General features: G+C 46.5%; 21 protein-coding genes. 5 read left to right on the forward strand and 16 right to left on the reverse strand.

The genetic code is table 11. The features are described 5' to 3' along the window. Positions 1–2: 2 nt before the first annotated feature. From ilvD to ilvG, 4 genes are read right to left on the reverse strand one after another with little or no spacing between them, the layout of a single operon-like run. On the reverse strand, positions 3–1844 hold the full coding sequence (gene ilvD / locus L3V33_RS21795; protein WP_054548317.1) for a dihydroxy-acid dehydratase: 1842 nt from the start codon (positions 1842–1844) through the stop codon (positions 3–5). Positions 1845–1877: 33 nt separating this feature from the next. Further along, positions 1878–2846 (reverse strand): branched-chain amino acid transaminase, encoded by a 969-nt coding sequence (locus L3V33_RS21800; protein ID WP_237291185.1) that lies wholly within the window; start codon positions 2844–2846, stop codon positions 1878–1880. Positions 2847–2858: 12 nt separating this feature from the next. Continuing rightward, positions 2859–3143 carry an acetolactate synthase 2 small subunit gene (gene ilvM / locus L3V33_RS21805; RefSeq protein ID WP_017077311.1) on the reverse strand — a complete coding sequence of 95 codons (285 nt, stop codon included), beginning with the start codon at positions 3141–3143 and terminating at the stop codon, positions 2859–2861. 1 nt (position 3144) lies between these two features. Then, positions 3145–4791: an acetolactate synthase 2 catalytic subunit gene (gene ilvG / locus L3V33_RS21810; protein WP_237291186.1), complete on the reverse strand. Its 1647-nt coding sequence runs from the start codon at positions 4789–4791 to the stop codon at positions 3145–3147. Positions 4792–5263: 472 nt separating this feature from the next. On the opposite strand from ilvG, the gene L3V33_RS21815 reads away from it, so the two are divergent. Beyond that, on the forward strand, positions 5264–6787 hold the full coding sequence (locus tag L3V33_RS21815) for a YifB family Mg chelatase-like AAA ATPase (RefSeq protein ID WP_237291187.1): 1524 nt from the start codon (positions 5264–5266) through the stop codon (positions 6785–6787). Positions 6788–6914: 127 nt separating this feature from the next. Here the strand turns inward: L3V33_RS21815 and L3V33_RS21820 are convergent, their stop codons facing one another. The 6 genes from L3V33_RS21820 to L3V33_RS21845 form a co-directional block, all read right to left on the reverse strand. Beyond that, positions 6915–7868 (reverse strand): DUF2860 domain-containing protein, encoded by a 954-nt coding sequence (locus L3V33_RS21820; RefSeq protein ID WP_237291188.1) that lies wholly within the window; start codon positions 7866–7868, stop codon positions 6915–6917. A 236-nt stretch (positions 7869–8104) separates the two neighbouring features. Further along, on the reverse strand, positions 8105–8704 hold the full coding sequence (locus L3V33_RS21825) for a thiol:disulfide interchange protein DsbA/DsbL (protein WP_237291189.1): 600 nt from the start codon (positions 8702–8704) through the stop codon (positions 8105–8107). A gap of 55 nt (positions 8705–8759) precedes the next feature. Next, positions 8760–9746: a serine/threonine protein kinase gene (locus L3V33_RS21830; RefSeq protein WP_004735756.1), complete on the reverse strand. Its 987-nt coding sequence runs from the start codon at positions 9744–9746 to the stop codon at positions 8760–8762. A gap of 74 nt (positions 9747–9820) precedes the next feature. Continuing rightward, entirely contained in the window at positions 9821–11239 is a 1419-nt protein-coding gene (gene ccoG, locus L3V33_RS21835) for a cytochrome c oxidase accessory protein CcoG (protein ID WP_237291190.1), read from the reverse strand. A 327-nt stretch (positions 11240–11566) separates the two neighbouring features. Further along, the gene (locus L3V33_RS21840) at positions 11567–11830 is read right to left on the reverse strand and encodes a YihD family protein (RefSeq protein WP_017073848.1); all 264 of its coding nucleotides are present in this window, start codon (positions 11828–11830) and stop codon (positions 11567–11569) included. A 130-nt stretch (positions 11831–11960) separates the two neighbouring features. Further along, positions 11961–12128, reverse strand: coding sequence for a hypothetical protein (locus tag L3V33_RS21845; RefSeq protein ID WP_004735761.1), 168 nt, complete (start codon positions 12126–12128; stop codon positions 11961–11963). 283 nt (positions 12129–12411) lie between these two features. Here L3V33_RS21845 and L3V33_RS21850 point away from each other — a divergent pair, with 283 nt between their 5' ends. Both L3V33_RS21850 and L3V33_RS21855 read left to right on the forward strand, forming a co-directional pair. Beyond that, positions 12412–13203 (forward strand): sporulation protein, encoded by a 792-nt coding sequence (locus tag L3V33_RS21850; protein ID WP_114634151.1) that lies wholly within the window; start codon positions 12412–12414, stop codon positions 13201–13203. A 108-nt stretch (positions 13204–13311) separates the two neighbouring features. After that, entirely contained in the window at positions 13312–13965 is a 654-nt protein-coding gene (locus tag L3V33_RS21855) for a hemolysin III family protein (RefSeq protein WP_004735763.1), read from the forward strand. Here the strand turns inward: L3V33_RS21855 and L3V33_RS21860 are convergent. The 6 genes from L3V33_RS21860 to def all read right to left on the reverse strand — a co-directional run bounded on the left by L3V33_RS21860 (position 13962) and on the right by def (position 20500). Further along, a complete protein-coding gene (locus tag L3V33_RS21860; protein WP_054548308.1) occupies positions 13962–14528 on the reverse strand; it encodes a DUF3157 family protein in 567 nt (188 codons plus the stop codon). The genes L3V33_RS21855 and L3V33_RS21860 overlap by 4 nt on opposite strands. 26 nt (positions 14529–14554) lie before the next feature. Continuing rightward, positions 14555–16000 (reverse strand): TrkH family potassium uptake protein, encoded by a 1446-nt coding sequence (locus tag L3V33_RS21865; protein WP_237291191.1) that lies wholly within the window; start codon positions 15998–16000, stop codon positions 14555–14557. Between the two features lie 96 nt (positions 16001–16096). After that, positions 16097–17473 (reverse strand): Trk system potassium transporter TrkA, encoded by a 1377-nt coding sequence (gene trkA, locus L3V33_RS21870; protein WP_004735766.1) that lies wholly within the window; start codon positions 17471–17473, stop codon positions 16097–16099. Positions 17474–17583: 110 nt separating this feature from the next. Then, complete coding sequence (gene rsmB, locus L3V33_RS21875) at positions 17584–18864, reverse strand: 16S rRNA (cytosine(967)-C(5))-methyltransferase RsmB (RefSeq protein WP_017077320.1); 1281 nt, start codon at positions 18862–18864, stop codon at positions 17584–17586. 119 nt (positions 18865–18983) lie between these two features. Beyond that, on the reverse strand, positions 18984–19949 hold the full coding sequence (fmt, locus tag L3V33_RS21880; RefSeq protein ID WP_237291192.1) for a methionyl-tRNA formyltransferase: 966 nt from the start codon (positions 19947–19949) through the stop codon (positions 18984–18986). 38 nt (positions 19950–19987) lie between these two features. Continuing rightward, positions 19988–20500: a peptide deformylase gene (gene def / locus L3V33_RS21885; protein WP_004735769.1), complete on the reverse strand. Its 513-nt coding sequence runs from the start codon at positions 20498–20500 to the stop codon at positions 19988–19990. 140 nt (positions 20501–20640) lie between these two features. Between def and L3V33_RS21890 the strand changes: the two genes are divergently transcribed. Together L3V33_RS21890 and dprA are read left to right on the forward strand one after the other, a co-directional pair. Then, positions 20641–21732, forward strand: a complete 1092-nt coding sequence (locus L3V33_RS21890; RefSeq protein WP_237291193.1) for a LysM peptidoglycan-binding domain-containing protein — start codon at positions 20641–20643, stop codon at positions 21730–21732. After that, positions 21729–22841, forward strand: coding sequence for a DNA-processing protein DprA (gene dprA / locus L3V33_RS21895; RefSeq protein ID WP_004735773.1), 1113 nt, complete (start codon positions 21729–21731; stop codon positions 22839–22841). Before L3V33_RS21890 ends, dprA begins: the two co-directional genes overlap by 4 nt. Position 22842: the final 1 nt, after the last annotated feature.

The following is a 22842-nucleotide window of genomic DNA, read 5'->3' on the forward strand; positions in this document are numbered from 1 at the left end:
AGTTAGCCCTCAAGCTTAGACTTATCACGCACAGCGCCTTTGTCGGCACTGGTCGCCATACTTGCGTAAGCTTTCAGTGCGAAAGACACTTCACGTTGACGGTTTTCTGGTTTCCAGCCTAGAGCATCTTGCTTAACACGACGCGCTTCTAGTTCTGCTTCAGGAACATCAAGCGTGATTGAGCGGCTAGGGATATCGATAGTGATGATATCGCCCGTGTTAACCAGACCAATCACACCACCGCTTGCTGCTTCTGGAGAAGCGTGACCGATAGACAGACCTGATGTACCACCAGAGAAACGACCATCGGTTAGAAGAGCACAAGACTTGCCTAGACCCATCGATTTTAGGTAAGTCGTTGGGTACAGCATTTCTTGCATACCCGGGCCGCCTTTAGGACCTTCGTAACGAATGACAACCACTTCGCCGGCTTTTACTTTACCCGCTAAGATGCCTTCTACTGCCGTATCTTGGCTTTCGAATACGATTGCAGGACCTTGGAATTTAAGGTTTTCTTCATCAACACCCGCGGTCTTAACGATACAACCATCAACGGCGATGTTACCTGAAAGTACCGCTAGGCCACCCTCTTGGCTGAATGCGTTCTCTTTGGTACGAATACAACCTTCTTTGCGGTCGTCATCTAGACGATCCCAACGGCAATCTTGTGAGAAGGCTTTGGTGGTACGGATGCCTGCAGGACCTGCACGGAAGAACTTAAGCACGGCTTCGTCTTCTGTTTGCATGATGTCGTATTGAGCGAGCTGCTCTTGCATACTTAAGCCAAGTACGGTACGAGTTTGATTATTCAGTAGGCCAGCACGATCAAGCTCACCTAGGATAGCCATTACGCCACCAGCACGGTGAACGTCTTCCATGTGGTATTTCGGTGTTGAAGGTGCCACTTTACATAGGTGTGGAACACGGCGAGACATCGCATCGATATCATCCATATCGAAATCAATGTCGCCTTCTTGAGCGGCCGCTAAAAGGTGAAGTACTGTGTTACTAGAACCACCCATTGCGATATCAAGCGCCATCGCATTATCAAAGGCTGCGCGGTTTGCGATGTTGCGTGGCAGTGCTGATTCGTCGTCTTGCTCGTAGTAGCGCTTGGTTAGATCAACGATGCGCTTACCGGCATTGATGAACAGTTCTTCACGGTCTGCGTGCGTCGCTAGCATAGAACCGTTACCAGGCTGAGATAGGCCAAGTGCTTCTGTTAGACAGTTCATGGAGTTAGCTGTGAACATACCTGAACATGAACCACAGGTTGGACATGCAGAACGTTCTACTTGCTCACTTTGCTCATCTGAAATCGTTGGATCGGCACCTTGGATCATTGCATCAACAAGGTCGAGCTTGATGATTTGATCTGAAAGCTTGGTTTTACCTGCTTCCATTGGGCCGCCTGATACAAAGATCACTGGGATGTTAAGGCGCATTGCAGCCATCATCATTCCCGGAGTGATTTTGTCACAGTTAGAGATACACACCATTGCGTCCGCACAGTGTGCATTGACCATGTATTCTACTGAGTCTGCAATAAGCTCACGTGATGGCAGTGAGTACAGCATGCCGCCGTGGCCCATTGCGATACCATCATCGACTGCGATGGTGTTGAATTCTTTAGCGATACCGCCCGCTTTCTCTATTTCACCCGCAACCAGCTGACCCATATCTTTAAGGTGAACGTGGCCTGGAACAAATTGAGTGAAAGAGTTTACAACCGCGATGATCGGCTTACCGAAGTCATCGTCTTTTACGCCAGTTGCACGCCATAAAGCGCGCGCACCAGCCATGTTGCGTCCGTGGGTTGTCGTTGCTGAACGATAGATTGGCATTGTTTAAATCCTTATAAAATATTTGGCTGTTGCTTACTTATTTGTTTGTGTTTGGTTATCTGACGCATGGTCTGCTGGATAAACGTAGTCTAACCAGCCCCACTTATCTTCAGTGGTTCCATTGAATAAACCAAAGTAAGCTGCTTGAACTTTTTCAGTGATAGGACCGCGTTTGCCTTCACCTACTGTAATTTTGTCTACACTACGAACCGGAACGATCTCTGCAGCTGTGCCTGTCATGAATACTTCATCGGCAAGGTATAGCGCTTCACGAGCAATGTTCTCTTCACGGATTTCGTAACCCATGTCTTTTGCTAGTGTCATGATTGAATCACGGGTGATGCCCGGTAGAATCGCGCTGGTTGCTGGTGGCGTTGATAACACACCGTTACGAATCACAAAGATGTTCTCGCCAGCACCTTCTGAAAGGTAACCATCGACGCTCAGTGCGATACCTTCATCGTAACCATGACGACGAGCTTCACCACCAACCAGTAATGAAGATAGGTAGTTACCACCAGCTTTCGCAGCGGTAGGGATAGTATTTGGAGCGGCACGGTTCCAGCTTGAAATCATCGCATCTACACCATTCTCTAGCGCTTCTTCACCTAGGTAAGAACCCCAAGGGAACGCAGCGATGATCAGATCCATCTCAGTATTTTCTGGCGGACACACACCCAAACCAACATTACCGACAAAGCCCAGTGGACGTATGTACGCAGACTGTAGCTTATTTTGGCGTAGCGTTTCGCGAGTCGCTTCCATAATTTCTTCCTCAGTAAAAGGAATAGGAAAGCGGTAGATTTTCGCTGAGTCTTTTAGGCGTCTTGCATGCTCTGGGTGACGGAAGATTACCGGCCCTTTTGGCGTGTTGTAACAACGAACACCTTCAAACACAGAAGTACCGTAGTGCATTGCGTGAGTCAGGACGTGAACGTTCGCCTCTGCCCAAGGAACCATTTCACCGTTAAACCAAATATAGTCTGCTGTTTTAGCTGTCATGTTTGCGGTTCCTTATGCGTTTATCTTTTGCTGTAAGTTGTTGTTTGGCAATTCATTACGACTGATAGAGATAACGTCAACGGAACGTACATCCCACAGCTTTTCGATTTGGTTTACCAAAAAAGAGATCGGACGGTCACTGTCGACAATGATCTCTACACTCGCCACTTTGCTTTCGTGGTTTTGAGTGCCCGCAACTTGCTTAACAATGAAGCCACGGTGACGAATAACACGAAGAACACGCTCTAGTAGTACTGGCTTATCATCGGCTTTGATGTCTAATAGGTATCTTTTCATGTTATGTGTTCTCCAACATCTCACTGTTTGAAGCACCTGGCGGTACTAGTGGCCATACGTTTTCTTCTTCATCGATAAGAACATGAAGTAGGTAAGCGGTTTTGCTTTCTAGCATCTCTTTTAATGCTGGCTCTACTTCTTCTTTACGCGTGATGGTTTTGCCCGGGATATCAAATGCTTTCGCGAGCATGACGAAATCAGGGTTGTCATCCAAGATGGTTTCACTGTGTCGGCCATCAAAGAACAGAGATTGCCATTGGCGAACCATGCCCAAGCGAGAGTTATTCAGAAGCACCATCTTCACAGGGATCTGACGACGCTTTAGTGTGCCAAGCTCTTGTATGTTCATCATGAATGAACCATCACCAGAGATAAGAATCGATTGGTCATCAGGACGGCCAACCGATGCACCCATAGCGGCTGGTAAACCAAAGCCCATAGTGCCTAACCCGGCTGAGGTGATGAAGTTTTGTGGATCGCGAGGCTGAATGTGCTGAGCGGCCCACATCTGATGTTGGCCAACATCCGTCGAAATGATAGAGCTTGCTGGCATCATGTCTGATAGCTGCTTTAGTAGTAGTGGAGCAAAGATCAGATCACCAGGGTGGTCGTAGCGCCACTTGAATGAGCTACGAAGACCTTCTGAGTGATGAACCCAAGATGAGATGTCTTGGCTCAGTTCTAGTTGAGGCAGGATCTTGTTTATGTCACCGCGAATTGGCGCATCAGCAAGGCGCAGTTTACTGAACTCTGCCGCATCGATATCGATATGGATAACTTTTGCGTGAGGAGCAAAAGTATCAAGCTTGCCTGTTACTCGGTCATCAAAACGAGCGCCAACAACAATCAACAGGTCACTTTCTTGAACCACTAGGTTAGCGGCTTTAGTGCCGTGCATACCAAGCATGCCAAGGTAGTGAGGGTCGTCACGTTCGATAGTGCCTAAGCCTTTCAGTGTGCTTACGGCCGGCATTGGGTTAAGGCGTAAAAACTCGCGAATTGCATCGGTTGCTTTCGCCAGTTGAACGCCACCACCTACGTATAAAACAGGACGAGTCGCTTGAGACAAGAAGTACTGAGCTTGTTCAATAGCATCCGTTGTCACAACAGGAATGGCTGGTGGTGTAAATTCAGGAAGAATTTTTACAGGGGATTCGGCTAGTTGAACATCTTTAGCGATATCGACAATAACCGGACCGGGACGCCCTGCTTTTGCAACGATAAATGCTTCAGCCAATGTTGGCGCAAGATCTTCAATATCGGTAACGAGGTAGCTGTGTTTAGTACATGACAGAGACATACCAATCACATCCATTTCTTGGAATGCATCGGTACCGATGTGGGAGCTAGCGACTTGACCAGTGATAGCGACGAGTGGGATGGAGTCCATAAAAGCATCAGCAAGACCAGTTACTAGGTTAGTCGCGCCTGGGCCTGAGGTTGCCATACAAACAGCCACGTCTTGTGTTGCACGCGCCATACCAATGGCAGCCATTGCAGCACCTTGTTCATGGCGACAAAGGATGTGTTCAACACCGCCGTCATAAAGTGCATCGTAGATTGGCATGATGGCACCACCTGGGTAACCAAATACGGTCTCAATGCCTTGTTGCTTGAGTGCGGATACGACTAGTTCTGCGCCTTTCATCGTAATCCCTCCGTATTACCTTTATTTTGGTCATTGTTTCCGTTGTCTTTGCACATCTTGTGCTCCCATTCTTCCTGTAAATCGGCAAGGCCGAAAATAATAAAAATTATAAAAATCGAATCGCTAAATTAGAAAAAACCCCCGGACTTTTCAGTGCGGGGGTTTTTTCTAATTCGTGGTTACTTTCTTCCCACTCGCCCCCGCGCAGTCTTAATAATGACTACGATAATCAGGTTAATCAGTGCGTAAATGCGAGCGTTAAAAATCATAATTTTCGAGTTTTCTCGTTTATTGTCTTTAGTAAAAGTCTACATCTCTAGTGTTATCACACAAATCTGCAGTATGACAAGGAAAATGTCATTCTTTTTTCACATTAAAACACCATTCCACCACGCTATATAACAACCTTATTGCTTTGGTGAGCAACGAATATCCAGAGTGAATACTTTTAAATCAAAGACAAAGGAATGTTATGGGACTCGCGATAATTCATAGCCGAGCTAGTGTGGGAGTAGAGGCACCAGAAGTGACTGTTGAAGTGCATATCAGCAATGGAATGCCCGGTTTTACGTTGGTGGGTTTACCTGAAACGACGGTCAAGGAATCTAAAGATCGAGTCAGGAGTGCCATCATCAATTCTCGTTTTGAATTTCCATCGAAAAGGATCACGGTCAACCTCGCGCCTGCTGATTTACCCAAGGAGGGAGGACGTTTCGATCTGCCAATCGCGCTTGGGATTTTGGTGGCGTCAGATCAACTTCCGACATCAAAAATAGCTCAACATGAATTTATCGGTGAGTTGGCATTGTCAGGAGAATTGCGCTCGGTAAAGGGCGTTCTGCCTGCGACGTTAGCCGCCGATAGTGTCGAACGATGCTTAGTGGTTCCACACCAAAATGGTGATCAGGCGGCCTTAGTCGGCAAGGGGGCCCATAAATCAGCGCAAACCTTGCTAGAGGTTTGTGCGGATATGTGTGGCCAGGCTCAGCTTGGTCTATATCGAACCGAGCATCATCATGTCGATGTGTCTGATAATCGTGACTTACAAGATATTATTGGCCAGCAGCAAGGTAAGCGAGCACTGGAGATCGCCGCAGCGGGCAACCATAACCTACTTTTTCTCGGCCCGCCTGGAACTGGGAAAACCATGTTGGCTTCTCGATTACGCGATTTGTTGCCTGAAATGAGTGACGGTGAGGCGATGGAAACCGCTTCGGTGGCATCTTTAACGCAACAAGAGATTAATCAATACAACTGGAAACAACGACCTTTTCGTTCCCCACACCATTCTAGTTCGATGGCAGCATTGGTCGGTGGTGGCTCGATACCTCGCCCCGGTGAGATATCTTTGGCGCATAATGGCTTATTGTTTCTTGATGAGATGCCAGAGTTTGAGCGTAAGGTGCTTGATTCACTGCGAGAGCCGCTAGAGTCGGGTGAAATCATTATCTCCCGTGTCGCGGGTAAGACTCGCTTTCCTGCTCGCTTTCAATTAGTCGGTGCACTTAACCCAAGTCCAACAGGTTATTACGAGGGCAATCAAGCTCGAGCGAACCCGCAAATTATCCTGCGTTACCTCAACCGCTTATCTGGACCATTGTTGGATAGATTCGATATGTCGTTAGAGATCCCTCTATTGCCCAAAGGGATGTTAGCCGAAGGAGGCGATCGTGGAGAAACCACTCAAGTCGTGAAGCAACGAGTTAAACAAGCTCGTGAGTTGATGTTATCTCGAAACCATAAGTCGAATGCACTGTTAGGTAGCCGAGAAATTGAAAAGTATTGCCCATTGCGACGCGAAGATGCGGAGTTTCTGGAAACGGCGTTGCACCGATTGGGTTTATCGATCCGTGCTTATCATCGAATCATTAAGGTGGCACGAACCATTGCAGACCTTGACGGTAATGAGCAGATTGAAAAGAAGCACTTATCAGAGGCACTTGGCTACCGAGCGATGGACCGACTGTTGAAACAACTCACGGCTCAAGCGGTGTAGTCATGCCAATCGTAGCAAACAACGGGTCATTTATTTACTACGATTGGTATAAAAACAAGAAAGCCTGCTTTTTACGCAGGCTTTCGTTGTTATGAACTAATGGTTATTAGCGAGCAGTGATGCCTAACTAGAACTTGTAGTTCAGGCCGACTGAGACGATGTATTGCGATTCATCGTAGAAGGTTATATTCGAGTCGCTGGTACCGTAGCCCGCCAGTGAAACAAACGACCAGTTGTCCCAGTTCATGAATTGCTCATATTCATACGCGGCAAACAGGTTGATGTTGTCATCACTGCGTTTCTTATCGTAGATGGAGTTACTTGCATCGTAAGAGCGTTGGTTGTAACCCGCTGTTAGTGCGTACTGGTGACGGCCTATGCCACCAAATAAGCTTACCTCACCACCGAATTGGTCGTAAGACTCAGCTTTACCATCAGCATCACGTGTTTGATAGATGACGGATGGGATAAGCATCATGGTGCGGCTCAATGGAACGCGGTATTGGCCTTTCAGGTAGAAAGTTTCGGCATCACGCTGTAGAGCTTCTTCAACTCGATCATCTTTCACATCTTTAGTCGCGTAGGCCATGTCTAGCGAGAATGCAGAACCTGCGATGCTACTTAATTTCAAACGAAAGGCATTGCCGGTTTCATCGGTTTTGCTTCGAGCTGTACCAACCTCGTATGGGTTTGCCCAAGTCTCACCAGACATGATTGTTGGCAGAAGGGAAGCATCGATGGTCATGCCTGAATCTAGTTGGTATTTATAACCCAATTCAAGTACCACAGTACCCGTTGCTACGTCATCTCGCGCTGTACCTGTGTAAACCTGGTGGTTTAGTTTTTCACCGAAGGTGTAAGCAACGCTGCCTAAAGGTGCAACAAGGAATGAGCTTTCCGAAGAAGCCTTCTGTTGGTTAGATGAAATGGTGCTGTCAGCATCGGTATTAAAATTTGAGGTTGAAGAAGTAAAACCGGTGTTGATAGATATTTCACCACTAAAACCTGCTTCATCAGCAAGCTTGGCAAAAGCAGGTGCTGCGGCAACGCTCAGTGCTAATAACGTATATTTAATTTTCATTCAGAGGCTCCTTGCCCCAGTGAGTGGTAGCAACAAATAGCTGTTAATAAAAAGTTATAGAAAACAGCATAATCTAAAGGTTCACTTTGTCGCGCACCTTATAAAGGTTTATTAGATAAATGGGAAGTAGAACCGTATCGCTGGCTAAAAATTATGTGTTTGCTGAAGATGATTAAAAAGCGTCAGGCACAAAAAAGGAAGCCGAAGCTCCCTTAATATGGTTTTTTGATTGTTTTTTACTTCTTCAGTAAGAAGTTAACCAATTCAAAATATTCGTCTAGGCTGTTGATGCCTTGTGCTTCTACCAAGTAACGGTTATTCACTACTACTGCTGGTACGCCAGAAAGGCCGCTGTCTTTGAATGCTTTGTCGAAACGACGAACCATTGAATCCACTGCAAAGCCATTGTAAGCCGCGTCAAATTTCTTCGCGTCGATGCCTTCGTCCAAGAAGATTTGACGTAGTTCTGCTTCATCGCGTGGTGGCTTGTTCATGGTGTGGATGCGGTTAAACATCACTGGCACCATTTTATCTTCAATTTTCAGTGCAATCATGGTCGCGTAAGCTTTGCTCATTGGCAGGCCCATGTTGCCACCCATGAATGAAACATGGTTCTTCTGTAGCTTAGCGTCTTTAGGTAGCTGTTGTTTTAGCTGCTGGATGATTGGCTCAAAGCTATTACAGTGTGGGCAGTAAAAAGAGAAGAACTCTGTCACCATTGGTTTTTTTGATGCTTCTAGATCGAGAACTTTGTAGTGTTCACCTTCGTTAAATTTCGCAGCGTGAGCTGAAAGGCTCAACATGATCAATGAGAAAAATGCGAATAGCTTTTTCATTTATCCAATCTCCATTATGTTTGAATTTTTATCTAGTTGTATGTTGCGATTGCTGTTACCACTGAGGCATTAACGAAAGTGGTGGCTCTTGCAGGGTAGCAATTTGCTCTTTACAAGCAAGTACTTGTTGCTCCCAATATTTCGGATCATTAAACCACGGGAAGGCCAAAGGAAACGCCGGATCGTGCCATCGTTTCGCCAACCATGCCATGTAATGCACCATACGTAGACCGCGCAGAGGTTCGATTAGTTTCAGTTGCGCGGTATTAAAATCGCAAAACTCTTGATAACTCTCTAGCAGAATATCCAGTTGCATCATTTTATCTTGGCGTTCGCCGTTAAGCAGCATCCATAGATCTTGAACAGCAGGACCATTACGCGCGTCATCAAGATCGACGAACATTGGCCCGTCGCGCCACAAGATATTACCCGGGTGGCAGTCGCCATGGAGACGAATGTTGTCAATGTTACTCGGCCACTGGCTCTCTAGTTCTTTAATCAGAAGGTCGACGTCATTGAAGAACGCGTTCTCTAGGTGCGTTGGGATAAACTGAGAGTTCTCTAGAATCTTACGTGGCTGATAAAGGTATTCATCTAAGCTGATGGTCGGGCGATGCTGAAATGTTCTTCCGGCACTGGCTTTATGAATACGGCCAAGGAAGCGTCCAACGCCTTCCAATTGATCTAGATTATCGACTTCATATTGCCTGCCACCGACACTTTCAAACAGTGCAAATAGATAGCCTTGATATTCATGCAAGGTTGCGCCGTTGATTCGCATAGGTGGAGCAACCGGTAACTCTTGTTCGATCAGCTCTAACGCGAAGTCGTGCTCTTCTTGGATCTGTGCGGTGTTCCAACGCTGCGGACGATAAAACTTAACGACGTAGCGTTTACGGTCTTCATCGGTGAATTGATATACCCGGTTTTCGTAGCTGTTGAGAGCGAGAAGCCCGGATTCAGCACGAACTCCAATACTCTCCAGTGCGTACCACATGAAGTCAGGAGTCAGGTTATCAAAGTTAAAGGCTTGCATCGTCATAGAATAAAAAAGGCTCATTACTGAGCCTTTTTCCATTTATTGGGGTGTTATACCAAGCACTAAGGTGTCTGGTATCAGAGCTTCTTGATAAAGCGGCTTTCGACTTCCATCGTAAACTCTTCATTATCCGAGAGTATAAACTGAATTGTCGAAACTGGTGAGCTCAGTTTTTCTGGATCGACGCCTAAGCTGATAGGAAGGTTTAAAACCTCACCTGGGTCTACGGTGATCGTTTGTTTACCGTACCAGATAGAATCTGGTAGCCCGCTGACATCAAGCTTGTACTCTTGCTCTTGCTGAGTTTTGTTGATGACTTTCAAGTTGTAAGTATTTTCGACAAGCCCTTGACTATTGATTCTAAATAACTGGTTTCTATCCCGTAGAACGCTTAAGCCTGCAGGATCAACACTCGCTATCTGTGCGAAGAACAAACCCAGCATGACGATCAATATAGCGCCATAACCTAGCAGCTTAGGACGCATCACCTTAGTTGTGTGACCATCGAGCCTGTGCTCGGTGGTGTAGTTGATCAGGCCTTTGTCATAACCCATACGTTCCATGGTGTTGTCGCAGGCATCAATACACGCGCCACAGTTAATACACTCGTATTGTAGGCCGTCACGGATATCGATACCCGTTGGGCACACTTGAACACATAAATTACAGTCAATACAGTCGCCTAGACCAAGTTCTTTTGGATTGGCTTTACGAGAGCGAGGGCCGCGGCTTTCACCTCGTTTAGTGTCGTAACCCACGATGAAGGTATCTTTATCGAACATTGCCGATTGGAAACGCGCGTAAGGACACATGTGCAGACAAACAATAGAACGCATCCATCCCGCATTCGCATAAGTACACCCAGCAAAGAACAATACCCAAAACACCGGCCAGAAAGTCGAGTTCAAGGTAAAGAAGCCAACCACCAGCTCTTTGATTGGGATGAAATAACCGACAAAGGTTAAGCCCGTCGCAATCGCAATCGCCCACCACGCGATGTGCTTGATGGTTTTTCTGAGAATTAAATTGCTCGTCAGTTTGCCCGAATCTTGTTTTCTTCGTTTATTGGCAGCACCTTCCAGTTTCTCTTCGAACCAGATATACATGAAGGTCCAGACGGTTTGCGGGCATAAATAGCCACACCAGACTCGCCCTAAGAAGGTGGTTATGAAGAATAAGCCGAATGCGGCAATCATAAATAAGATGGCGAGTAGTGTCAGATCTTGTGGGTATAGCGTTGTTCCAAAGAAGTTGAACTGTTGGCTGCCGATATCGAGCAAGATCGCTTGTCGTTCACCAAATGGAATCCATGGGATAAGCGCAAAAAGTAAAAGTAAGAACCAACCACCATAGCGGCGCAATTGTTGGAATTTACCTTTGCTTTCTCGAACATAGATTCGGTTACTTGGGTTAAATCGATCTCCATTACCTTTATGTGTTTTCGGGTTAAAGGTTTTAGGCGTCACATCTTTGATATCGATTTTATCCTGACTCATGGACTATCCTTTTTGTGGCATGTTTGCCCTGTTAAAGAGGGCATGACGACATTACTTGAAAGTATGGTTTAGAGAACCTATTGAAATTGAGCTTGGTGCATTTGTTGTTATCGCACTCGCTCTTATTATTTTAGAAGATTCTTATGGATGGCGATTATAGCGACAATCTTGTTCTCATTTCTTTAACGCTATCAACCTTTAACAACAAAAGTCATAACAGTTGTGACGAAAAAATAGCGAACAGAAACAAAAAAGCGACCGAGTGGTCGCTTTTTAGAATTGAGCAATTTATTTATAAGGCAATTAAGCTTTAACGCATTTAAGCAGTTAAAGGATGCCACGCGCTTTTAGAATCGCGGTTTTGAAATCATCTTCTTGGTCTTTTTTAAGGCCTGGGATCATTTCATCTTTTTCACTGTTACGCATTTTGAGGTGATAGATCAGAACGTCGTCTGTTAGTTCTTCAAGTTTACCTTCGTAGCCAGCTTCTTTTGATAGCTTAATGATGAACTGTAATAAGTTAAGCTCTTGATCTTTCTGCCACTCAGGCTCCATCAGCTCAAGCAGTTCTTCAATGCGGTGACACTTCATACTTTATTCTCCACAAATTTTATAATGATTTGTGACTAAGGTATCAAATCGGATAGGGAATACCAATGTGTAAAGGCATTTCAAGATGGGACCGGGCAAGAAAAAAGCGCAGTAAAAACTGCGCTTTTCGTTAAGCGGCTTTAATTACTTTTGTTGCAGTCGGTGCTAATAAAGCAGTCTTCTGAACGAGAGTCATTGTAGGAGCCAATTTCTTAGCCGTTGGAGCAGCAACAAAGCCACTACGACGACGCATCGCACTACGGTTGGTGTGCGAGAACCTGACAGCTGTTGGGCGCATTAATTTACCTAACGGTCAGGCATATCCATTGCCAATCTAATGGCCTGACTTATCATGAGCTTCGCTTCAATTACTTGAAGAGTCACTCGTCTGGCTTTCGCCAATCCGAAAAATAAATCAGGATAATGATATGCATGCATATCAAGGCTTAGATTATCACTATCTAAGTTATCGATCGACGCCTGAGTGATAATTAAACGATATTAGAGCTAAAATAGTGTGAGCAGTATATTTGAGTTTGAACCTCTTTCAGGCTTAAGATGATGCTTTAAAGGAGGTGCATATGTCGTTCTTAAAGAAAACGTTAGCTAGTTTTGGTATTGGATCTGCCAAGGTGGATTCTGTATTGCAACAGGAAGTGCTTTACCCAGGCAAGAAGGCGAGCATTATTGTGCATGTCTATGGTGGCGCTCAGCCACAAGAAATCGACAACATTGATCTCAACTTGTGCTGTCGTTACGTCAAAGAAGTCACCATGAACTCGCAAAGGCAAGAGGGCGGTCATAAACGCCGAATGCATCAGACGTACTCGTTGGCTAAATGGAGCCTGCCGTATGCCTTTGTGATTCAGCCGGGAGAAACCCGTGACTTTGAATGTGAGTTTGATGTACCGCTGAATACACCAGTCACGATTGGTGATTCAAAGGTGTGGCTGGAAACCGGGTTGGACATTGCGATGGCAATTGACCCATCGGATAAAGACACCTTAACGGTTCGTCCTGATGCACTCCTCGATGGCATCTTTAACGAACTTGAAGCTCAAGGGCTACGCATTCGCCAAGTCGAGTGTGAGGCGGTGGAAGGTTTCGAGTTACCGTTTGTGCAAGAGTTCGAATTTGTTCCGACGACTGGCCCTTATCATGGTCGCTGGCGTGAGCTTGAGGTTGTTGCTCATCGTGGTGAGACAGAACTTAAGTTGTGGTTTGAGATAGACCGCAATCGCGATGGAGCAAAAGGTATGTTGGCGAGCTTGCTGGGAATTGGTCAACTACAGCGTCAATTGAGTGTCCCGCTTGATACCTCACCAGAAGACGCCGGTAAGATGGTGGTCGAGTATTTAGAAAGCGCATCTTAGCTGAATCGCACATTTTATAAGTCATTTTGTCATAAAAATTTAAGCTTACACGTGTAAGCTTAATATGTAATACTGGGTCAATCGAACATTTACTCTAGTAGGATACTCATGTCTGCATCATCAGCCAGCGAATACAGTGACATCGAAGAGCGCGCTAATGCGATAACCCATGGTTTGGGCGTCGTACTTGGCGTAGTGGGCCTGATCCTGTTACTGATTCGTGCGTTTGATTACCAAGCTGACATGCTAACGGTTGCCAGTATGGCGGTGTATGGCAGCAGTATTATTCTGCTCTTTCTTGCTTCCACGTTGTACCACTCGATCACCACTGAGAAAACCAAGCGCTTACTCAAAACGCTCGATCACTGTGCGATTTATTTGCTGATTGCGGGCAGTTACACGCCGTTTCTTTTGGTGGGCTTAAGAACCCCATTAGCGATGGGCTTGATGGCGGTGATCTGGGGAATTGCGCTGGTGGGCATCATCATGAAGATTGCTTTCGTATACCGATTCAAGCGCTTATCGCTGTTCATTTACTTAGCGATGGGTTGGCTATCTTTGATTGTGGTTTATCAATTAGCGATGAACATCGATATAGGTGGTTTGGTGTTACTGGCGGTTGGCGGGGTGATTTACTCGCTGGGTGTGATTTTCTATGTGGCAAAACGCATCCCTTATAACCATGCCATCTGGCACCTGTTTGTGTTGGCGGGCTGCGCTTGCCATTTCTTCGCTATCTACCTGTTTGTGACACCGGTTTAGCGAGCCAGCACTTCAACGATTTCAGCTTTGATTTGATATTCTGGGTATTGATCAACAGCTAGGTTAAGCGACGTACCTTCGGCATCGGTTTTTGGTCGAAGGTAGGTATCTGCCATACGCTTTATCGATTTCCAAACCGCTACTGTTTTCTCTTCTAATAACTCACCACTTGGTGAATATACACCTAACTTCAAAGACACTAAGATGACAGCCTGCGTACCTTGGTTAGTAATAGCCGTAGGGATGATCAGCTCGCCGTCTTCATAGCGACTTGCACCTAGTACAACATCCACTCCTGATTGAGACAGCTGTAAGCTTGGCTTCTTGCTATCAACGATAATCGTCGTACCACGCACATTAGTCGCGATTGGGACAGCTACAACCGGCGCTGCTACAACAGGGACTACGATTTCTGATGTTGTTGCCGTTTGTTTCTGTGCCACGTATTGCCACGTAAAGTCATCTTTTAAAAGTATCTGTTTACCATCTTGCAGAGTCACCATTTGGCCGGCGAATGCAGAGCTGCTAAGCAGTGCGCTTGCGATAAGTAGGTATGATTTCATCTGTGTTTCCTTAAATATTCGCGTAATTAGCGTCGCCAAAAGGCAGGGAAAAATAGAACAATTAGCGTCAGTATCTCAAGTCGGCCCATCAACATACCTAAACTTAATAGCCATTTAGCAGCGTCTGGTAATGGAGCAAAGTTACCCGTTGGACCGATCACGTTACCCATGCCTGGGCCCACGTTGGCAACGGCTGTGATAGCGCCAGATATACTGGTCACAGGATCAAGCCCCATCGCGCTCAAGCCGCCTGCAATTAAGATAATCGTGATAAAGAACATCAAACCAAATGCCACGAGTGAACGCACAATATCGTCATTCACAGGTCGCTGATTGTAGCGTTGAACAAACACGCCCGATGGGTGAATTAGCTTCATCATTTGTTTGTGGAGCATGGTCATCGCGATCTGGAAACGGAATATTTTAATACCGCCAGAGGTTGAACCCGAGCAAGCTCCCGCCATCATTAGGAATGCAAACAAGGTCGTTGGCAGTGCCCCCCACGCGGTGAAGTCTTCTAAGCCAAAACCGGTTGTGGTGACGACTGATACGATGTTGAACATCGAAACACGTATCGCATCCATAACAGTGTAGCCATCTCTAACCACCAACCATGTTGATATTACGGCGCTGGTGACCAAGAACAGGTACGTGAAACCTCTCACTTGCGCGTCTTTGTAGAGGATTGAGAGTTTTCGGCCTCGCAGTGCGCTAACAAACAGTAAGAACGGCAGTCCACCAAGGAACATGAACAGTGTTCCCACCCAGTGAGCACTGTTGGAGAAGTGGTTCATCGATCCATCTGAGGTTGAGTAACCCCCCGTCGACAGTGTTGTGAACGCGTGATTGATCGCGTCAAAGATACCCATGCCTGCAAACAAATAGCTAATGATGCATAAACCAGTCAGAACCAGATAAACCGCTACGATGTTCTTCGCGACGGTTTTTGCTCGTGGGCTGCTTTTATCTGACCAATCGGATGATTCGGTTTGGAACAGGCGCATACCACCAACGTTGAGCATTGGTAGAACTGCTACCGCCATCACGATAAAGCCGATGCCGCCTAACCATTGCAGTATAGAACGCCACAACAGAATGCTTGGTGCCATGCTATCTAAGCCGCTTAATACGGTTGAGCCTGTCGTGGTGATACCTGACATGGTTTCGAAGTAGGCGTCAGTGAAGCTGATGTGGTTAATGAAGACAAATGGCAGGGCGGCAAAGGCGCTGGCAATTGTCCAAACCAAAGAGGTGATAAGGAACATGTCCCGCACCCCAAGTCGGAACTTAGCGGAGCGGCCCAAGCTCAAGCAGATGAACGCCACAATGTGCGTGATCACTACCGATTGACCAAACTCGAGGAAGCCACCGGTGCCAGTAAAAAAGGCAACCAATGTGGGGATGTACATGAAAAGGGCGAGTTTTGATAACACTAACCCTATCACTAATAATATCGGACGAAAGTTGACCATAGCTTAATAGACCATAGCTTTAATTGATTACAGCTTTGTGCCGGAGCGTCCTTCTCACAAAAAGAAAGTTGCGAGAAGAAGCTTACGAGAACAAGGCTATAAGAAGAACGGGCTCGGTTGGAATAGAGACTCAACATCAGGTACGTATTTCTTGTCCACTAGGAACATCACTACGTGGTCATCCTGTTCGATTACGGTTCTATCGTGCGCGATAAGTACTTCTTCTCCGCGAACAATCGCACCAATGGTGGTGCCCGGTGGCAGTTTGATGTCGCCAATCGCTCGGCCAACAACCTTAGAGGTGGTTTCGTCACCGTGAGCAATCGCTTCGATCGCCTCTGCAGCGCCGCGACGTAGAGAGGATACGTTTACGATATCAGCACGACGAACGTGAGTAAGCAGAGCAGAAATGGTCGCTTGCTGTGGAGAGATCGCAATATCAATCACGCCACCTTGAACAAGGTCGACATAAGCGCCACGCTGAATCAGCACCATTACTTTCTTGGCACCCATTCGCTTCGCCAGCATCGCTGACATGATGTTGGTTTCATCTTCATTGGTTAGAGCGATGAACACGTCCACCTGATCGATGTTCTCTTCGGTCAGCAGTTCTTGGTCGGCAGCATCACCACAGAATACGATGGTGTTTTCTAATTCTTCAGATAGCTTCTCGGCGCGAGTGTAGCTGCGCTCGATAAGCTTGATGCTGTAGCTTTGCTCAAGGCGTTTTGCCAAGCTTGCACCAATGTTACCACCGCCAACAATCATGATGCGACGATACGGTTTCTCTAGACGCTGAAGCTCACTCATTACTGAGCGGATATGATTACTCGCTGCCACAAAGAAAACCTCATCATCGGCTTCAATGATGGTAGTACCTTGTGGGCGAATAGGGCGACCTTGACGGAAGATAGCGGCAACACGAGTATCAATGTGCGGCATGTGCTCACGCAAAGCAGACAGTGCGTTACCGACCAGTGGGCCACCGTAGTAGGCTTTTACCGCTACTAGGCTAACTTTCTGTTCAGCAAAGCTCACAACCTGCAGTGCACCTGGATATTGAATTAGGCGCTCGATGTAGCTGGTGACGAGTTCTTCTGGGGCAATTAAATGATCAACTGGAATCGCCCCTGATTTGAAGAGTGCTTCTTTCTCTTCTAAATACTGTGGAGAGCGGATTCGGGCAATACGGTTCGGTGTGTTAAAAAGAGAGAAGGCAACCTGACATGCGGCCATGTTGGTTTCATCCATGTTGGTTACGGCAACCAACATGTCGGCATCTTGCGCGCCCGCTTCACGTAGTGTGTTCGGGTGGCTGGCATAGCCGTTTACAACCCTAAGGTCGTATTTGTCCTGAAGTTCACGAAGTCGGTCGGCATTACGGTCGACGATCGTGATGTCATTGTTTTCACCCACTAGGTTTTCAGCAAGGGTACCGCCAACTTGTCCAGCACCTAGAATAATGATCTTCATAGCCTTTCTCTTATTTTTTGCCGTTGTAATTCTAGTGATCTCTTTTCGCTTTGATAATGCACTAGAAAGAAACAGCGGCTAAGAAATAAATTCTTAGCCGCTGTTAGTTGTTATGCCTGTTTTACTAGAACTGCGTAGTAGAAGCCATCCATATCTTCTTCACCAGGTAGTATTTGACGACCCGGTTTTTCGATATCAGACCCAACCAGCGTTGCGTTCTCGGTACGCTCTAAGAATGCTTTCACTTGCAGCACGTTTTCTTGCGGCGTGATAGAGCATGTCGCATAAACCATGGTGCCGCCTTCTTTTAGCTGGCGCCACATTGCATCCAAGATCTCGCTTTGCAGCTCTGCTAGTGCATCAATATCAGATGCACGGCGTAGCCACTTAATGTCAGGGTGACGGCGGATTACACCCGTCGCTGAACACGGAGCATCAAGTAGGATGCGGTCAAACTGACTGCCTGTCCACCACTCTTCAGGGTAGCGAGCATCACCACAGATTACGTCGGCACGCAGTTGTAGGCGTTCAAGGTTATCGTAAACGCGGTCTAGGCGTTTAATATCACTGTCGATTGCAACCACTTCAGTGTCTTGAGTATGTTCAAGAATGTGTGCAGTTTTACCACCAGGTGCTGCGCAACAATCTAGGATTAGCTCACCATCTTTTGGTGTTAGGAAATCAACGGAAAGCTGAGCTGCAGCATCTTGCACAGATACCCAGCCTCTGTCGAAGCCAGGAAGCAAAGTAACGTCACAAGGTGAGGCTAATTTTATGGCATCAGCTGCTTCAGGGTGCAGTGTGTATTCAATGTTTTCGTTTTTAAGCAGTTCAACATACTCGTCACGAGTGTGGTGTTGGCGGTTTACGCGCAGCCACATTGGTGCCTTGTTATTGTTTGCTTCAACCAATTGCTCCCACTGATCTGGGTAGCTCTCTTGAAGCATTTTTAGAATCCAGCTTGGATGGCTGTATTTGCCAGCATTGTGGCTAACGGCTTTCTCGTCTAGTTCTTCTTGATCGCGCAGGTAGCTGCGAAGTACGGCATTGATCAAACCACTGAGGCTTGGGCCACGCAGTGTTTTGGTTGCTTCAACTGTTTCAGCAACGGCTGCATGCGAAGGAATGCGCATAAAGCCCAACTGATAAATGCCTACTAAGATCAGGTGGTGAAAGACGCGCTTTTTACCTTTAAGCGAGTTTTCCATCAGTTCGTTAGCGATTGACTCTAAGCGAGGCAGGTAACGAAGTGCGCCGTAGCAAATCTCTTGCAGTAGAGCATGGTCTCGCGGACGGATCGTTTTTTGAGCCGCAGGGAGAGCGTGTGAAAGAGAGTGGCCTTTATCGACAACTTGAAATAGGACATTTGCAGCAGCAGCGCGAACATTCATGAGGGGTACCGAATATTTATTTGAATACATGAGGGCATCTCTGCCCTCGTAAAGGTTTTCTAAACTGTGTTTTTACAAGCTACACATTTTTAAGTGCATATTGAGTAGCTTTAAAGCGGTTAAGAAAGTTGAGTGCCAACTTCAAACCAGCTTGCACGTGAGTTCAAGATGTCTTGAACTGACATGGCTTTTTTGCCTGGAACTTGCAGTTGTTCCAAAACCAGTACTTTGTCGCCAGTCGCAACATAGATACCCGTTTTATCTGCTTTGATGATTGAACCAGTTGGCGCAGACGTTGATTTTTGGTCAACACGTGTCTGCCAAACTTTAATGCTTTTTTCATCATTAGAGCTGCTATCAACAACCGCAAAGTGGCTCATTGGCCATGGATTGAAAGCGCGCACACAACGTTCGATGTGTTCTGCACTGTCATTCCAATTAATTTTAGCTTCGTCTTTGCTCAGCTTCTTCGCGTAGTTAGCAAGCTCGTCATCTTGCTTTTCAGCAACGGCTTTACCAGAAGCGATGTCAGCTAAACATCCAACAAGAGCATCAGGACCAAGGCCAGCTAACTTCTCGTACATTGACGCGCTAGTATCTGTCGCTTCGATTGGCAGCGTTGCGATGCTTAGCATATCACCGGTATCTAGGCCGATATCCATCTGCATGATCGTCACACCTGTCTCTTTATCACCCGCCCAGATAGAGCGTTGAATCGGAGCAGCACCACGCCAGCGTGGCAGGATTGAACCATGCACGTTGATACAACCTAAGCGAGGTGTATCTAATACAGCTTGTGGAAGAAGCAAGCCGTAAGCGACAACAACCATGATGTCAGCATTCAAATCTGCTAGCTCTTGCTTAGCTTCATCTGACTTGAAATTTTCTGGTTGGTAAACCGGAATATTGTTTTCAAGTGCGATGTTTTTTACTGGGCTCGCTGTCAGTTTTTTACCGCGGCCTGCTGGACGATCTGGCTGTGTGTAAACAGCAATAACTTCATGCTCCGAAGACAACAACGCCGCCAAATGACGGGCGGCGAAATCCGGAGTACCTGCGAAGACAATTCTTAAAGATTGACTCAAGGTAGACTTCCTTCTTAATTTAGTAATAGCAGCGGTTATTAACCTTGTTTCTCGTTGAAACGTTTAATCTTCGCTAGCTTATCTTGAATACGTTTGCGCTTTAGTGGCGATAGGTAATCAACAAACAACTTGCCTTCTAGGTGGTCAAGTTCGTGCTGAACACAGATAGCCAGAAGGTCGTCAGCGTCGAATGTGAATTCGTTGCCTTCACGGTCTAATGCTTTAACCGTTACTTCTGCAGCACGAGGTACTAGAGCTCGAGCGCCTGGCACAGATAGACAGCCTTCTTCGATACCATCTTCGCCACGTTTGTCGGTAATTTCAGGGTTGATCAGAACCATAGGCTCGTCACGTGTTTCTGAAATATCGATAACAACGATGCGCTGGTGGAAATCTACTTGCGTTGCAGCAAGGCCGATACCTTCTTCGTCGTACATGGTTTCAATCATGTCATCAACGAACTTTTGAATCTCTGGGGTAACTTCTTTTACCGGTTTCGCCACGGTACGTAGACGATCATCTGGTAATGTTAATACTTGTAATACAGACATATACACTCGAAATATTGAACTGTGCCGAAACAGCTTAAACCTTGTTGGCTCAATTCTAGACATTTTAGAGGTCAAATGACAGCATCCTGAAGTTAATTCTCTAATCAGATGTCATATATTCAGACCAAGGAACCTAGGTCATGCGTCATTTTTCTCCCACTTTTTCTCTTATTTGTGCCTCGCTTTCGTTCGCCGTTATGGCTGAAAATAGTGAGCAACCTTTAACCATTAAACAAGGCGCACCCGAGGCGTATGTGGTGGTTAAGGGGGATACCTTATGGGATATCTCCGCGATGTATCTCGATAGCCCTTGGTTGTGGCCAAGGCTATGGCAGGTAAACCCTGAAATAGAAAACCCTCACCTTATTTACCCCGGAGATAAATTGTCTCTGGTTTGGATTAATGGCGAGCCTGTATTGAGCCTTAAACCCGTCATCAAGTTAAGCCCTAAGATTCGTGTCTCTGAGAAGAAAGCGGTGCCTACCGTGAATGAGGGGCTTGTTCTGCCGTATCTACAATCTGATCGCTTGGTTGAGCAGCAAGATATCCAATCGGCTCAACGAGTGTTAGGAACGAGCGATGGCAAACGTTTCTTATCAGGTGAAGACCGACTATTTATTTCGGGTAACCAACAACATCAAAAATGGGGTATTTACCGTTCTGTCGAAACTTATCAACGACAACAACCTCAAGCGAGTATGACCTCTTTGCGTTTGGTCGCCACGGCGCGCCTGAAAGAGGTGGATGCTGAGTTCAGTAGTTTACAGATAGAGACTCAACTGCAAGAGGTGTTACTTAATGACCTCGTGTTACCAGAGCTTGGCGTTGATCAGGTGAAGCTCTCAACCACATTTTATCCAGCGCCTAGTGCTGCGGGGCAATTTGCTAATATCTTGGGTTCATTAGACGGCAGCCAATACAGTGCAAAGAATCAGGTCGTGGTTATTAATAAAGGCTCACAGGACAATCTTTGCCAAGGATCTATGTTTACGCTTAGTGAAAGCGGCGCGGTGGTGTTTGGTAAGCAGGGTGAATACAGCTATCAAGAGTCAGCGGCGAGCGATAAGGTGCAGTTGCCAAGTACCTCACTTGGTAGTTTGATGGTCATTCGCCCTTATGAGTATTTTAGCCTCGCGTTGATTACTCAGAGTTCAAAACCGGTTAGCAATGATATTCTGGCGGTATCGCCCTTGGATCTGGCTTTGAAGGAAGAAGCTAAGGGCACCGAGTGAATGAGCAACAACTGAGTGCTTGGCTAACTCTAAGTTTTGTTCCGCAATTGGGTGGCAAGCGACTTTCTCGGCTGCTGAGCATTGATTCCCCTTCGAATATTGTTGGTTACTCAAGTCAGCAACTGCAAGCGCTTGGTTTGTCTGCCAAGCAAATTGCCTATCTAAGAGAGCAAGCCCCAAGAGAAGTGGAGGCTTGCCTAGAGTGGCAAGCAAGACAACCCAACCATCACATCATTACCCCGAATTGCTCGCATTATCCCAAACTGCTGAATGAGACCGCCTCCGCGCCAAGCGTGCTTTTCGTTAAAGGTCACGTTGAAAAACTGATTGAGCCTCAAATCGCTATGGTCGGCAGTCGCAATGCCAGTCTCGAAGGGTTGCAAACCGCGAAGTCCTTCGCCAAAGAGTTCGTCCAAAACGGTTTGATTGTCACCAGTGGCTTAGCACTCGGTATCGATGGCTATGCTCATGATGGTGCTCTAGATAAAGGAGGGGAAACTTTTGCTGTATTGGGTTCTGGATTGGATTCCATTTATCCTGCGCGACACAGAAATTTAGCCGATAGGATCTGTGAAAATGGTGCGTTGATTTCAGAGTTTCGCCCAAGTGCCAAACCACGACCTGAACATTTCCCTCGTCGTAACCGTATTATAAGTGGGTTATCGCTCGGAACCTTGGTGGTTGAAGCGGCTGAGAAGAGTGGTTCTTTGATTACAGCTCGCTATGCCATGGAGCAAGGCCGAGAGGTGTTTGCGCTTCCTGGCTCTATTCATAACCCAACCAGTCGAGGAGGTAATAGCTTAATCAAAGCTGGAGCATGCTTGGTACAGAGTGCACAAGATGTTCTGATTGAAATAAAGAGTCTGTTAGACTGGTCTATCGATCAGCAACCCAGCTTGTTCGAACCCACGCCCAGTATGGGGGAAAATGAACAATTGCCATTTCCACAGCTGTTAGCTAACGTAGGGTTAGAGGCGACACCCGTTGATATTTTGGCACAGAGAACCCATATACCTGTGCATGAGGTCATGATGCAGCTTTTAGAGCTTGAGCTCTCAGGGCATGTTGTTGCAGTTTCCGGTGGCTATATTCGAAAGGGGAGAGGCTAAG

The organism is Vibrio sp. A2-1, assembly GCF_021728355.1.
Lineage (GTDB): Bacteria > Pseudomonadota > Gammaproteobacteria > Enterobacterales > Vibrionaceae > Vibrio > Vibrio splendidus_K.